16 protein-coding genes, 1 tRNA gene and 2 pseudogenes are annotated in these 11,984 nt (G+C 58.0%); 4 read left to right on the top strand and 15 right to left on the bottom strand.

The annotated features are described in order from the left end of the window. On the top strand, positions 1 to 108 hold a 108-nt coding region (locus ABNX41_RS17885), incomplete at its 5' end, for an IS3 family transposase (RefSeq protein ID WP_438670816.1). A 136-nt stretch (positions 109 to 244) separates the two neighbouring features. Here the strand turns inward: ABNX41_RS17885 and ABNX41_RS17880 are convergent. The 5 genes and pseudogenes from ABNX41_RS17880 to ABNX41_RS17860 all read right to left on the bottom strand — a co-directional run. Then, positions 245 to 403, bottom strand: a pseudogene (locus ABNX41_RS17880) (Arm DNA-binding domain-containing protein); the annotation flags it as partial. After that, positions 327 to 1,727, bottom strand: coding sequence for a tyrosine-type recombinase/integrase (locus ABNX41_RS17875; protein ID WP_438671063.1), 1,401 nt, complete (start codon positions 1,725 to 1,727; stop codon positions 327 to 329). The pseudogene ABNX41_RS17880 and the gene ABNX41_RS17875, both read right to left, overlap by 77 nt. Before the next feature lie 733 nt (positions 1,728 to 2,460). Beyond that, a complete protein-coding gene (locus ABNX41_RS17870; protein ID WP_438671062.1) occupies positions 2,461 to 3,147 on the bottom strand; it encodes a hypothetical protein in 687 nt (228 codons plus the stop codon). 195 nt (positions 3,148 to 3,342) lie between these two features. Beyond that, entirely contained in the window at positions 3,343 to 4,086 is a 744-nt protein-coding gene (locus ABNX41_RS17865) for a hypothetical protein (protein ID WP_438671061.1), read from the bottom strand. A gap of 47 nt (positions 4,087 to 4,133) precedes the next feature. Next, the gene (locus ABNX41_RS17860; RefSeq protein WP_438671060.1) at positions 4,134 to 4,439 is read right to left on the bottom strand and encodes a hypothetical protein; all 306 of its coding nucleotides are present in this window, start codon (positions 4,437 to 4,439) and stop codon (positions 4,134 to 4,136) included. A 178-nt stretch (positions 4,440 to 4,617) separates the two neighbouring features. Between ABNX41_RS17860 and ABNX41_RS17855 the strand changes: the two genes are divergently transcribed. Together ABNX41_RS17855 and ABNX41_RS17850 are read left to right on the top strand one after the other, a co-directional pair. After that, positions 4,618 to 5,706 carry an IS110 family RNA-guided transposase gene (locus ABNX41_RS17855; RefSeq protein ID WP_438671059.1) on the top strand — a complete coding sequence of 363 codons (1,089 nt, stop codon included), beginning with the start codon at positions 4,618 to 4,620 and terminating at the stop codon, positions 5,704 to 5,706. Between the two features lie 88 nt (positions 5,707 to 5,794). Continuing rightward, on the top strand, positions 5,795 to 6,115 hold the full coding sequence (locus ABNX41_RS17850; RefSeq protein WP_438671058.1) for a hypothetical protein: 321 nt from the start codon (positions 5,795 to 5,797) through the stop codon (positions 6,113 to 6,115). A 313-nt stretch (positions 6,116 to 6,428) separates the two neighbouring features. Here ABNX41_RS17850 and ABNX41_RS17845 read toward each other — a convergent pair whose 3' ends face one another. The 10 genes and pseudogenes from ABNX41_RS17845 to ABNX41_RS17800 form a co-directional block, all read right to left on the bottom strand. After that, complete coding sequence (locus ABNX41_RS17845; RefSeq protein ID WP_438671057.1) at positions 6,429 to 7,220, bottom strand: DNA methyltransferase; 792 nt, start codon at positions 7,218 to 7,220, stop codon at positions 6,429 to 6,431. Positions 7,221 to 7,364: 144 nt separating this feature from the next. After that, positions 7,365 to 7,808: pseudogene (locus ABNX41_RS17840) on the bottom strand (DNA methyltransferase); the annotation flags it as partial. A 26-nt stretch (positions 7,809 to 7,834) separates the two neighbouring features. Further along, entirely contained in the window at positions 7,835 to 8,185 is a 351-nt protein-coding gene (locus ABNX41_RS17835) for a hypothetical protein (RefSeq protein WP_438671056.1), read from the bottom strand. Positions 8,186 to 8,491: 306 nt separating this feature from the next. After that, a complete protein-coding gene (locus ABNX41_RS17830) occupies positions 8,492 to 8,758 on the bottom strand; it encodes a BrnA antitoxin family protein (RefSeq protein ID WP_438671055.1) in 267 nt (88 codons plus the stop codon). Further along, the gene (locus ABNX41_RS17825; protein ID WP_438671054.1) at positions 8,742 to 9,044 is read right to left on the bottom strand and encodes a BrnT family toxin; all 303 of its coding nucleotides are present in this window, start codon (positions 9,042 to 9,044) and stop codon (positions 8,742 to 8,744) included. The genes ABNX41_RS17830 and ABNX41_RS17825 overlap by 17 nt, the downstream gene beginning before the upstream one ends. Continuing rightward, positions 9,041 to 9,376, bottom strand: coding sequence for a tyrosine-type recombinase/integrase (locus tag ABNX41_RS17820; protein ID WP_438671053.1), 336 nt, complete (start codon positions 9,374 to 9,376; stop codon positions 9,041 to 9,043). Before ABNX41_RS17820 ends, ABNX41_RS17825 begins: the two co-directional genes overlap by 4 nt. Before the next feature lie 15 nt (positions 9,377 to 9,391). Continuing rightward, positions 9,392 to 9,742, bottom strand: a complete 351-nt coding sequence (locus ABNX41_RS17815) for a site-specific integrase (protein ID WP_438671052.1) — start codon at positions 9,740 to 9,742, stop codon at positions 9,392 to 9,394. A gap of 43 nt (positions 9,743 to 9,785) precedes the next feature. Beyond that, positions 9,786 to 10,028, bottom strand: coding sequence for a glutaredoxin domain-containing protein (locus tag ABNX41_RS17810; protein WP_438671051.1), 243 nt, complete (start codon positions 10,026 to 10,028; stop codon positions 9,786 to 9,788). After that, positions 10,028 to 10,540, bottom strand: coding sequence for a phage protein Gp27 family protein (locus tag ABNX41_RS17805; protein WP_438671050.1), 513 nt, complete (start codon positions 10,538 to 10,540; stop codon positions 10,028 to 10,030). Before ABNX41_RS17805 ends, ABNX41_RS17810 begins: the two co-directional genes overlap by 1 nt. Then, positions 10,456 to 11,619, bottom strand: coding sequence for a VpaChn25_0724 family phage protein (locus ABNX41_RS17800; protein ID WP_438671049.1), 1,164 nt, complete (start codon positions 11,617 to 11,619; stop codon positions 10,456 to 10,458). Before ABNX41_RS17800 ends, ABNX41_RS17805 begins: the two co-directional genes overlap by 85 nt. A 142-nt stretch (positions 11,620 to 11,761) precedes the next feature. Here ABNX41_RS17800 and ABNX41_RS17795 point away from each other — a divergent pair. Next, positions 11,762 to 11,851: transfer RNA gene (locus tag ABNX41_RS17795), tRNA-Ser, on the top strand. The last annotated feature ends 133 nt before the right edge of the window (positions 11,852 to 11,984 follow it).

Below are 11,984 nucleotides of genomic sequence, written 5' to 3'. Positions count from 1 at the left end.
GATTATATCGAGATGTGCTATAACCCGAAGCGCAAGCATGCGAGAAATGGGATGCTGTCACCCGCCGAGTTCGAACGGCAGCAGATGATGAGACGCGAAGGCGTCTAAGAAACTCGGTGCTATTCACGTCGAAGGTCAGGGAGGTTGCCGAGAGGGGCAGGGGAGGCGGAGCCTCCCCTGCGATCAGCGCCAGAGCATTCTTGCGGGCGGCGTCGAGGTCGAGGCGATCCACCGGGCCGAGCGTCAGTTTCCGGGTGCCGAGGCGCAGCACCCAAGCCTTCGCGCCGGTAGGACGAACCCGCAGGCCGAGGCCCGGCACCTTGCCGTCATGCAGGGTGTATTCCCGCTTGCCCGGTCGGGCGGCGCGGATCGTGTTCGGGGTGAAGAGCGTGACTGTGTTCATTTGCCAGCTTCCCTCCTGTTGCGCTCGAAATCGGCCTGCACCGCTTCCAGAACAGCTTACGGTCCAGCCCGTGCTTTTCGCAGAAGGCAGGGATCAACAGGCGGGAGCGTCTGTAATCCCGCAACAGGTGCGGCGGGATGGCGGACGGGCGGGATGGTGGCGTGGCGGGCTGCCGGTTACGCTTTGTTATGTCACTGGGGGCGGCGAGCGTCCTGTTCAGATGGGCACCGACACTGATCGCCGCGTCGCGCAGGGTCTCGTCCGCCAGATGGATATAGGCTTCGGTGGTCGCGAACTCGCTGTGCCCGAGCAGCCTGGCGACCGTGCGCGGGCTTTCCCCGGCGCTGATCGCGGTCGTGGCGAAGCTGTGGCGCAGATCATGCAGGCGCAGGGTGCCAAGGCGCGCGGCCTTCCGGGTCTCGTGCCAGAACCTGTCCAGCCGGATCGCGCGCAGGGGTCGTTCCTCTTCGGCAAAGACCAGATCGCTGATCCGGGGCAGGGCGGCCAACAGGTCCAGCACCGGCTTGCCGAGCCAAATTGCGCGCGGCCCGGCTTTGGCATCAGGCAGGGCTGCGCGATTGCCGTCGATCCAGTCCCACCGCAAGGCGAGTGCTTCCCCTCTGCGACAGCCGGTCATGGCAATGAACCGCACCAGCGCCACCAGCAGCGGCTCTCGCTCCTGTCGCACGCGCAGGGCTCTGCCGAGGCGGGCAAAGTCGCCGGGCTTCAATGCCCGGGCAACGATGGTGACACCATGCCGCCGCATCCCTGCACAGGGATTGCTGCCGGGCTTGCGCATACCGATCAGTTCGGCATGACGCATCATGCCCGAGAGCACGGCCAGCGACCTGTTGCGCCCGGCCAGCGCGCGGTTCATGCCATCGAACCAGCCCCGGACATCCTCCGCCTCGATTTCCGAGACCATCTTGCGCCCAAGCAGTGGCAGGATGTGATGGCTCGCATCGTAGCGATGGCTCTTGATGGTCGCGGGTTTCCACTGTCCGGCGCAGTCTGCCAGCCAGTTCTCGCAGAACTCGGCCAGCGGCGCGTCCTTTGGTGCGGTATCCGGGTCGGGTTCCCGCAAAGCACCGATCACCGCTTCGGCGGCCAGCCGAGCGGCTTCGCGGGTCAGCTGCCGCTCCGGGGCGAGAGTACGCTTGACGCTCCGCCCCTCGATCCGCGTCTGGACGATCCAGCTGCGCTTTCCGCCCCTTTCGCGCAGCCCGAGGCCGGACACTTCCGTGTCCCATGTGACGGTTTCCGCCGCCGTGTTGCCATAGGCGCACAGGCGCTGTTCAGGGTGTTTCGACCGGGATTGTGCCATCCGAATTCTCCATGCTTCCCGCCAGGACAAAATCCACGCAGTTTCCCGGGAAGCGCCGGGGACATGCGGGGAAGCAGTCGTCGATGGAGAACTACGTGCCGGGGACATGGGCCTCGGATCGGCCAAGCCCTTGCTGCGGCGGGTCTATTTCGAATCAGCCCACAAGGTGTGTCTGTGCCACGACATGGCTATTTCCGGCACACCCTAGCGCAGCAGTGCTGCAAAAGGTCAGGACGGAGGTCACGAGAAAGCCCTGTGAACAAGGCGCGTAGGCACATGAAAGCATCCCTAGAACATGCTGAGTATGGATGCCTCCACAGACGACTCTAACCTGCTGCCGCATCGGCTTGCAACGCAGAAGATCGGGCACACTGACGGTTGGCGAGCGTTGACTGACGTGAATGATGCCGCAGTCTTTGGACGCCCTTTGCCGGACAGGTCAGAAATCGCTTGCTTTACGAACGGCGCTGGAAGTGATCCAGAAGCACCATATTTGATTTGTAAACTATAGAGAAAATGGGGTCTTCAAACTCATGGCCAGTATACAAATTTCTTGAAATTTGGACCAGAAAAGTGGCCCAAATTTCCTATTTTGCAAACGACCTTACGACCGATTCCATATCGTCATGTGGAATTGCACGCAGTTCTCGGCCGCTGCCACGTTCCCAGACAGAAAAGCCACCCTTGCCATCCGGTGTTCCATCTGATTTCCATGACCCTTCGACTATAAATTTCACCTGGACTGTCGTTGACACATCTTTGTGCGGCTGAATAGAAAGCAATTTTCGTCTCGCATCTGCTTCAACCATGTGGTTGCCCTTGGTGTCGACACAGATAACTGTTTGTAACTGTTTGTAACTGTTTGACCCACCCAAACAAGGAAGTCAGGGAAGAACCAAACAGTTTGCCCTAGGGTGACCAATGGTATCTTATATCCGGTTTGTGATCTGTTCCGTGCCCAAGTATGGCCGACCTCATCCAGAGATCTGGCAAACCGTTGTTCAAATTGATTAAGTCCATCGTAGCCTTCATGGATGGAGTTCTTAAAATTCTCCATGGTGCCACGGCGAACAAGTATACTGCCGACCTCGTACGGCTTGGGCTTAAGCTGCTTGATGATCGCATGCTGAAGGTATCTATCGACGGCCTCGGCGGCGTTATCCGCTAAGCTAGCATATGCGCTGCTGCCCACACCCACCTTGGCATCAAACTTCTCCGTGTCAGTATTCATCACCATCAATGCGTGGCGATAACGACGAGCAACCTCCCGTCGAAATATCCAGCGTGCATTAACACGATTTGATTGCTCAAATTCAACCCATTCCGAATCTAACGATCCGCTTGTGCCAATAGCTTGCTGCACCGTGCGACGGCGGCCAACGCCACGTGTGTTCACACTATCGTGTGAGTAATCATGCACTTTCGCTAGAACTTTTTCTACCGGTTCGATTGTTGGCTTGTTGTCTATTGCAGTTCTTGGTATTGAGCGCGCCTCTTTAGGGACCAGGTTTTCCGGCTTCTCAGTGCCTGGGGAGACGTCAAGATGCGTACTTCCGGGGCCTCTCCGCCCAAGCCTTTACGCACATCTTCTACGACCTGAGCGAATGCGTCGTTTCTATCCACTCGTACGTAAAAAATGCGCAGTGTTCAGCCGATCCGATTCATAGTGCGCGGCACCTGGCTGTCTCAAAAAGCGGCCTACAATCTGGGTTATTTGTACTGAAGATTCCATCGTATTATCGATGTACGCAAAGTAGACGCTGGGATCGTCCCAACCCTCCTGAAGGGTTTGATTGAAGATAATGTGGCGATAATCACCTGCGACGAAATCGTTGTAATCATTCTCGCCACTGTTAAACAGTACAAAGTCCGAGGGTAGAGGAAAGTCACGATGAGTTTTGAGGTCGGCATATACAGCGATCTCCGCTGCGGGTATATCACGTTGTTCAGTGAGATAACGCCAAATTAATATCGGCGGGGCTTGTCGCTGTTTGAATGCTTGTTTCGGGTCGTCTGTTTGCCCAGTGTCGTCAGCGAGGATGTTAGTGTTGCAGACATAAATCGCTTTAATTGGAAATGAAAGATTCTCAGAATTTGCCGCAGTCTCTGCTTCGCGCATATCGCTGATCATTTGAGAAACGGTTTCCTGCATTGGGGCATTTAAGCCGTCAAGTGAGATCATACCCTTTACCAGGCCGGATGCGACAACGGTTGAAGACTTCACAGATGTGACCAATTCCTCATCTGTGTAATCGCCTTGCGTTCGCAGGGGCTGTATGACCTCCGCATCGAATTGAGCGGGAAAGCGCAGAGTAGCGCTCGCGAGAAGGAATACGGAGGGTTGCTGCTCGAGAAGCAATGTTGTCTGCTGATCGCTCAGATTCCGAGCTTCATCGTAAACGACAATTATGGCCGACGTTTGCCGTCAGCGGTCTCGCGTATCTTAAGCGCTTCCCAACGAGTTGACTCAATCTGATCCGTATCGATGGCAAATATTTTAAGGTTGCTCTTTTCGCGGTCCCTTTGATTGAAGGTGCCCACAGTTGCAAAGTATAGCAAATCTTCTTTTGCGTTGGCGACATCTTCGGGATCATATTCGCTGAGTAACCGCACCGAGATATCTGAAAGGAGGTGATTGTACTTTCCTCCAATAGCGAGATTCGCATAGCTTTGCTGGACAACGACCTTGCCCTTGGAGAGCCAAAGGATCACCGGAGGAATCTCAGATAATGCAACTATTTCACTGACTGCCTGTGCGAGAATGGCGGTCTTCCCGGAGCCAGTGATGGAAGAAAGCGCCGCCCGTAATTGGCTTGGCGTCCCATCTGCGGGCGCGGAGCCTGTGCCAGCCGTTACACTGCCGACCCCGAAACCACGCAGGAGGCGACTGATGGAATTCTTTTGTGGACTGGACGTTGCGATCGAGGAGACGGCGGTGTGCGTTGTCGACGATCGCGGCGAGGTGCATCTGACGGTGAAGGTTGCGACCGAACCGGACGCGCTATTTGCGGCGCTGAAACCGTTTGTGGCGCGGCTCAGGCGCGTCGGTCATGAAGCGGGATCGCTGTCACCCTGGCTGCATCCGGAGTTGCTGAAGCTCGGCCTGCCCGTGATCTGCCTGGAGACGCAGCATGTGCGTGCGGCGATGTCGGCGCAACGCAACAAGACCGACGAAAAGGATGCGCTCGGCATCGCCCACATCATGCGCACCGGCTGGTTCCGGGCCGCGCATGTGAAGACGGAAAGTTGCTACCGGATGCGGCTTCTTCTGACGCACCGGCGCAACCTGAAGCGCAAGTTCCTCGACCTGGAGAATGCGATCCGTCATTCGCTGAAGAGTTTCGGCATCAAACTCGGCGGCACCTCGCGCGGCAAGTTCGATCAGGCTGTGCGCGAGGCGGCGGCGGACGATCCGCTCACCGCCGAGCTGATGGACGCCATGCTGATGGCGCGCGCCGCGCTGTGGAAGGAGTATTGCCGGCTGCACGATCTGGTCGTGAAGATGGTGGCGCAGAGCGAGCTTTGCCGGCGCTTCCTGGCGATCCCCGGTGTCGGGCCGGTGACGGCGCTCTCCTTCATGACCGCGATCGACGATCCGTCGCGCTTCCGCCGCTCGCGCGACGTCGCGGCCTACTTCGGGCTGACCTCGCGACGATGGCAGTCGGGCACATCCATTGACGTGAAGGGGCGCATCTCGAAAGCAGGCGATGCCGATGTCAGGCGCGCGCTCTATGAGGCGGCGTCCGGGCTGATGACCCGCTTCAAGGGCAAGGACAAGGTGAAAACCTGGGGCCAGCAGATCGCCAAACGCTCCTGCCACCGCAAGGCAGTGGTCGCGGTGGCGCGCAAGCTGGCGGTGATCATGCACGCCATGTGGAGCGATGGAACCTTCTATGTCGGAGATTCGACGGAGGCTGAAACCGACGCGGCCCGGCGCGCGCAGATCAAGGCGCGCAAGCACCTGGGAGCCCACGCATGACCGATCATCGGTAATTGAAACACGGCGCGGCCGCACGGTGACGGACGCCATTTGAACACACGAGTTCCGCTCCGGCGGATGAGGACCGATGCAGACCATCAACGACGGAACGCACGCTATCTTGCCTGCGGCCACGCCGATCGAAAGACGGCCGGACCGCGCCCGAGTGCCTGTGACGATGCTCCGTCAGTCCGATGGAAAAGTGCGCCGCGACGGTTCGGGCGCTGCCAAAGTGCAGCCGAAAAACCCCGTCGCAGAGCGCGGACGAGTGCAAGGCGCATCGGAACTCGAAAACTGGAGGCAGCAGCGTGATACCGAGAACAAAAGCGTATATCTTCGCAGCCAGAAGGAGAAACGACGATGGCGAAAAGATCAGCGAAAGAGGTGTCAATTACGAGGGCAAGATTAAAGGGTACATCGCGACGCTTGGAACCACGGCCGTATCCGATGGGGTCAGCAGCGTATGCTATGTAGCGATCAGCCATCTGCGATGCAGCATCTTGCTGGAATTGGAAAAGATCAATCCCCATACTTATCCCTCTTCGGTAAAAGACTCGGTGCGTACGTCCAAGCCGAGGTCTGATAGTATCCGATCTGGTATCTGATACCAGATAACATCGTCGGTGACGATCAAATTCCGTTTGCTGTACACGTGATATACACCTGACAAACCGGCTGAGGCTGCTTCTTCTGTAATTGTTTCGTACACTTCTTCGGTGAGGTCAGTATTTGACCCGGAACCGGACCGGACGAAGATAGACACCTTCGTTGCTGGCATTTTTCGCAACGAAGTAAGAATACGGATCTCGCTCATCGCCGACGGTAATGAGCACTGTTGACCGACGGCTGCCTGAGCCGGAGTGAGACGCCATGACCGTGTCGATCATTTCGTCACGTTCCATCAATAGAAGTGTTTTTGCGTCGACTTTCTTCTCTAGTGTCTTAAAGGTAAAGCCGGCGCCGAGCGGTTTTTCCTTCCTTTTCGCCCAACTTCCTTCTACGATACGGCGGAGTCGATCAACTGTAAGTGTTTTTGCATATGAGTCGCCATTTTCTGGACGACCTTGTTCAATCAAAATAAATCTCCTGTTCGCCGCTTGCTCATAATTTAACTTAAGGATTGCATGGCCGGTGGTGCCGGAGCCCGCAAACAGATCAAGAATCGTACCACCAGTTGGGCGCCATATCTGAATAAGTTTCATAATTAGTTTCAAAGGATTAACAGTTTCAAAGCCGTGTCCGGTGCCAACAACTGAGCTCAGCTCGTTTACGCCAGTTTGACTGTGGCCGGATTCTTCATGATCCCATGAAACATCGCCGAGAACCTCGGGCGTTTCGATCTCCTCGTCCGCCCAATAGGTCATGGGGACACGACCTTTTTTTACGTCCTCGAGATAACGCTTTTGTTGTGGTCGTCCTGTTCCCTTTGTCCCAAAGAATACTTTTGGCCACGAACCAGATTTTAGTTTCTCTGTTGCGCGTGACTTCGCTGCATCGAGAGGTGTCTTAAGCATGAGCGCTTTGACCGCTCGTACATCTGCGACATCTATTCCGACAACATCAGCGCGAATTTTCGCATCATCAATTAAGCGTAGCTCGTACGCTACGCCCCAGCCCTCAACGAACCGTTTAGTATCTCCTTGGGGAAAGACCCAGCATCACCCGGATGGCGGGTAGTGGATCTTTCCAGTAAAAGGAGATTGGATGCCATAGACCATCCCCTGATGCGTAAGCGCTTTTGGTCCAGAGAAATCGCCCGCTTTCCAAACTTTGTTGTCGCCGTCACGATTCAGGTAGCGTGCATTCATAGATTCTGTGCGCGTCTCAAGCCCCGTCTTCGCAATTCGCTCATCTTTTGCATAGACTAGTACATATTTGGTTGCGGTTGAGACGTGCCTATTATCTGATCGAGGGGAATATGATTTTTTCCAGTTGATGATGGCAAGCCTATTCTCCTCCCCGAAAAGTTTGTCAAGCATCTGCCCGAGGTGAAAAATCTCGCGGCTGTCGATGCAAATAGCGAGTACACCTGATGATTTCAGCATTGCCCGCATCATCTGGAGGCGGGGATACATAAACTTCATCCATTTTGTGTGCTTCGCTGGATCATCGCTGCCGACAAAATCACCTAAATCTGGGTCATTAGGTCAGTGTCCCATTTGTCATTATATCGAAAGTCCCCGCCTGTATTGTAAGGCGGATCAGTTAAGATCATATCGATTTGACCGCGCTCGCGGTATAGAGACGCGAGTGCTTGAAAATTGTCCCCCTCGATTATAAGGTTTCGTGAGCGGCTAACCTCATCACCTGCGCTGAGAGATTTGATGGTGCGCTGGTTGCGCGGGCGTACTCGACGGCCGATTTGACGTGCGAGAACCTTACCCGGAAAAGAAAGGTTCACTCCAGCCCCGGTCTTTTCACGGATTAATTCTATGAGCTGCTCGACAGGCAGCGTCTCCAAGTCAACGACGTGATCCATTAATTATCCTTGGAATGGGAACTGATCCGGCTCCCGCTGATCTCGGATCATGTCGAGTGTGCGCGTGCTTCAGATTGGTAGTAGGGATGAACGCTCTGGGCAAGAGCGTGGCTGTGATTCTTGGGTGGGGTTTAGATGCGTCAAGTATGGCGCTAGCTTGAGGAATGCTTGGGCATTGCATGCCTGTTCCAGCTACAGGGGCGTTGCCTTCCACGCCGTAATGAATTTCTCCCTGACGAATAGGAGGTGCTCAATGTGCTCGTCGCCGCTGTGTCAGGATACTTATGATGGTTGTCCGTCCGGCCTTCACCCTTTCCCGACGCTCTCGGACAGCCATGCCTTGATGAGCGACTGATAGGGCATATCGCGCTTGTTGGCGGCAACCTTGATCCGGTCGAGCAGGGCGACCGGCAGGCGCAGCGAGATCGAGGTCGAGGTGGGCTTGAGATTGGGCATGGTCACCCGCTTGGCCTCGCTCCAGTCCAGATGCTCCGCCGAGTCATGGCTTTCCCAAAAGGCACGTTCTTCCGCCTCGGTCTCGAAAACGGGGATCGGCTCATGTTTCCTTGCCATAGGCGTCTCGCTCCTTTCGGCTCATGTCGCGGGCGGAGATCACCCGCAAGAGGCTATTCCCGTCGCGCAGGGTGAAGGTGATGTGCAGCCTTCGCCCGTCATCGGTATGTCCAAGGGCGTGGAACCGTGCCTCGCCCTCGCTGTGCTTTCTGTCGGCCAGCACCAGAAGCGGATCGTTGAAGAAGACCTGTTCCGCTTCCGACTGGCTGACCTCGTGCTTGTCGGCGTTCTTCCGGGCGTTGCCTTCATCCCAGTCGAAGCCCTTGATCCGGGTCCAGTCGATCATGACTGTATATTGGAGGAATATACGATTTTGTCCAGCCCTTCCGCTTTGCCCGCGATCATGCTGGCGACGTTGATCGCGACCCGTTCCGCCGCTGCCGCAAGATATTTGCCGTCGAGATGCGCATAGCGTTCGGTGCTGGCTGGGTTGGCATGGCCGAGCAGCTTCCCGGCCATTGTCAGGCTCTGGCCCTGCATGATGGCGTGGCTGGCATAGGTATGCCGCAGATCATGCAGCCGGATGTCTGAGGGCAGGCCCGCCCGCCAACGGAGGATGGCCCATTGGTGGTGGATGCTGCGGGTCGGCTCTTCCGGCTCTCTGGATGAAGGGAACAAGAAGGGCGATGCGGCCTACTTCTTGCGCTTGGCGAGCAGCCGGATAGCGGGCGAGGACAGCAGCACCTCGCGAGGGCCGGTCTTGGTCGAGGTGAGCTTGAGCCGATCCGGCAGAACCTCGGACCAGCGCAAGCGCAGGATCTCCCCCGAGCGGCAGCCGGTCAGCAGGATCAGGCGGATGGCGTCGGCGGCTTCACGATGCGAGGCGGGGCAGGACTTGAGGGCTTTGCCAAGAGCGGTGATCTGGGCGCTGGACAGCAACCGCCCGCGCGCCTTGCGCCGGTTCTTGCGGATCGGGGCGCAGGGATTGGGGGCCTCCTTCGGGATCAGCTTCGCCTCGCGGGCGAAGTTCAGGATCGTGACCATAAGGCCAAGTGCCTGATTTGCGCCGCCGGGCCGGGTGCGGGAATCACCGTCTTGCACGAGCCGCCCCCAACCGATCGAGAAGATCAGGCCGGAACCCCGTCCATTCATCGGTCTGGGTGCTGACCAGCGGCAACGTCCTGTGCCCGGCGGCGATAAGCTGGGCCGAAGCCGCGATGTCGGTATCCACGTTGACATAGTCGAAGTCGAGCCCCAGCTCCTTCGCCTTGCGGATGGTCAGGGCGCATGCCTGGCAGCCCGGTCGGCCGTAAATGGTCAGATCCGCCATCACGCAAACCCCATGATTTCACGCGCCTTCTGGCGGAAGTCATCCGTGACCTCTCCGGCCTCGACGGCGGCATCGAGCTTGGCCGACTGGGCCTTGCGGTCCTTTTCCTGCATCGCCTGGGCGATGCCCGACGACGACATGACATCCTTCATCATCCGGGCGAGGAAATGCAGGTTCTGCGGGCTGATCTCGGCGCCTTGCTTTGAAACCTCGGCCTGCATGACCTTGAACGCGAGAGTGGTCAGCATCTGGAACAGCACGTTCTGCCGCTGGGCCTGATCCTCCATCCCCATGTCGCCCAGCCAATCCCTGGCCCAGTCCGATGCTTGCTCCTGCAAGCGCACGAACTCCTGGTATTCCGATCCCCAGGCATGGATGGCCGACTTGCGGATGCGCAGATCGAGCCCGGCCTCCTCCAGGCGGAAGTTCAGCGCCTCGGCCACATCCTCATACTGGCTGAAGCCGCGCGTGCGCAGCTCCTCCTGAAGCCATGCCCGGATCTCGGCCGGCAAGAGATCGATCTTGCGGGGCGGCGGCATGTCAGACCTTCGGCCCCGGGGCGCTGGATCTCCGGATGGGTGGCGCGGCCAAGCGCGATATCCACCCCGCGCGCGGTCACGGTTGCCGCCCGGAACTCCTCGCAGCCGACAAGCTGGACCAAGCCCATCTCCGCCAGCCAGGCCAACTCGGTCTTGGTCTGGTCGCGCGAGGTGTCGATGCCGATCTCGTTGGAGTTTAGCATGTCCGTCAGGATCGATTCATTCGAGGTATAGCTGGGGCTTTCGCCGAGAAAGCGCAGAATGGCGAGGCGGCGATGCCGACGCAGGGTCACCGGCTTGCGGGTGCGGGCCGGCGCCAGCTCGACCACCTTCGTCTCGACAAGCGGTGTCTCGGGCCGCCTGGCCTCGCGCAGCTCCGCCGCCCACTGGTCGATGCTGATCGGGCGATGCAGGTCGAGCAGCTTCTTCTCGGCCGCCCGGCGCTGCCGCTTGAGGCGCGCGGCGGTCTTGGCGCCGACCAGGTCGAAGAACCCGACCTTCTCGCGGCACTCCGCAGGGCCGAGGAACTCGCCCGAGAGCGAATAAATGAACAGCCCGGCGTGCAGATCCTCGGGGTCGAACCGTGCCACCACCTTCTGGCCGACATATTCGTTCATCCAGTCGGCCCAGTAACTGTTCTCGAACAGCTTGAAGGCGCCGTGATGCTTCTGGAGCTTACGCACCTCCTGACCCATCAGCCAGAGCCGGTGCTGTTCCGCTGTCGCCTTGACGATGCGGGACTTCGCATAGCTTTCGGCAAAGGTGTCATCGAAGCTGCGGCCCCTGGCATTGTCGGTCAGACGCCCAGGGCGGGCATTATGGGCGGCAATCACCTCTTCGGTGACCTCCAGCAAATCGGCCAGAGGCACGGCGCGGCTGCCGTAATCCTCGGGCTTGGCATCGGGTCGGTTGCCGACATAAGCACCGGCAAAGGCGGGATGACGCGCCAGATCGTCGGCCAGATCGCGGAACGACCGCTCAATCGGCTTTGCCTGACCGTGGCCCGGCGTGGCCCAATGGACCTTGATGCCCATCTGCGGCAGAACGCCCATCCGGCGTCTTCCGCCTTCACCCGGCCTCTTCCGGGTTCCTGCACTTATTGGTGTCCCTCAACAATGGCAATCCCGGACCTTGTCACCTCTCCGTCCGAAAAGCCCCTTGTTTATCTTATCTTGCCTCAATATACGGGGCGGTGGAGACGTGGCCGAGTGGTCGAAGGCACACCCCTGCTAAGGGTGCAGGCCCGAAAGGGTCTCGAGGGTTCGAATCCCTTCGTCTCCGCCATATTTCATGTCATATTGATACTTAAGTCATTGATTTAAAAGGATTTTTTCCTTCTCGTTCCGTCAGGGCGGCTTATTTTGCTGCACAATAGTCTGCACATGTTGCGCCACTGACTGCTTGCCCGAGTCACCTG

It is taken from the genome of Pseudogemmobacter sonorensis (assembly GCF_042762395.1).
Taxonomy (GTDB): Bacteria; Pseudomonadota; Alphaproteobacteria; order Rhodobacterales; family Rhodobacteraceae; genus Pseudogemmobacter; species Pseudogemmobacter sonorensis.
Note: the sequence above shows the minus strand (reverse complement) of the source record. Positions and strands in the feature narration are given on the sequence as shown.

What these genes read in the sequence shown, in the direction of transcription:
- ABNX41_RS17875 (WP_438671063.1), bottom strand. Translation starts at nt 1,727, where the DNA reads ATGGCACAATCCCGGTCGAAACACCCTGAACAGCGCCTGTGCGCCTAT.
- ABNX41_RS17855 (WP_438671059.1), top strand. Translation starts at nt 4,618, where the DNA reads ATGGAATTCTTTTGTGGACTGGACGTTGCGATCGAGGAGACGGCGGTG.
- ABNX41_RS17850 (WP_438671058.1), top strand. Translation starts at nt 5,795, where the DNA reads ATGCAGACCATCAACGACGGAACGCACGCTATCTTGCCTGCGGCCACG.
- ABNX41_RS17845 (WP_438671057.1), bottom strand. Translation starts at nt 7,220, where the DNA reads ATGCTTAAGACACCTCTCGATGCAGCGAAGTCACGCGCAACAGAGAAA.
- ABNX41_RS17835 (WP_438671056.1), bottom strand. Translation starts at nt 8,185, where the DNA reads ATGGATCACGTCGTTGACTTGGAGACGCTGCCTGTCGAGCAGCTCATA.
- ABNX41_RS17830 (WP_438671055.1), bottom strand. Translation starts at nt 8,758, where the DNA reads ATGGCAAGGAAACATGAGCCGATCCCCGTTTTCGAGACCGAGGCGGAA.
- ABNX41_RS17825 (WP_438671054.1), bottom strand. Translation starts at nt 9,044, where the DNA reads ATGATCGACTGGACCCGGATCAAGGGCTTCGACTGGGATGAAGGCAAC.
- ABNX41_RS17815 (WP_438671052.1), bottom strand. Translation starts at nt 9,742, where the DNA reads ATGGTCACGATCCTGAACTTCGCCCGCGAGGCGAAGCTGATCCCGAAG.
- ABNX41_RS17810 (WP_438671051.1), bottom strand. Translation starts at nt 10,028, where the DNA reads ATGGCGGATCTGACCATTTACGGCCGACCGGGCTGCCAGGCATGCGCC.
- ABNX41_RS17800 (WP_438671049.1), bottom strand. Translation starts at nt 11,619, where the DNA reads ATGGGCGTTCTGCCGCAGATGGGCATCAAGGTCCATTGGGCCACGCCG.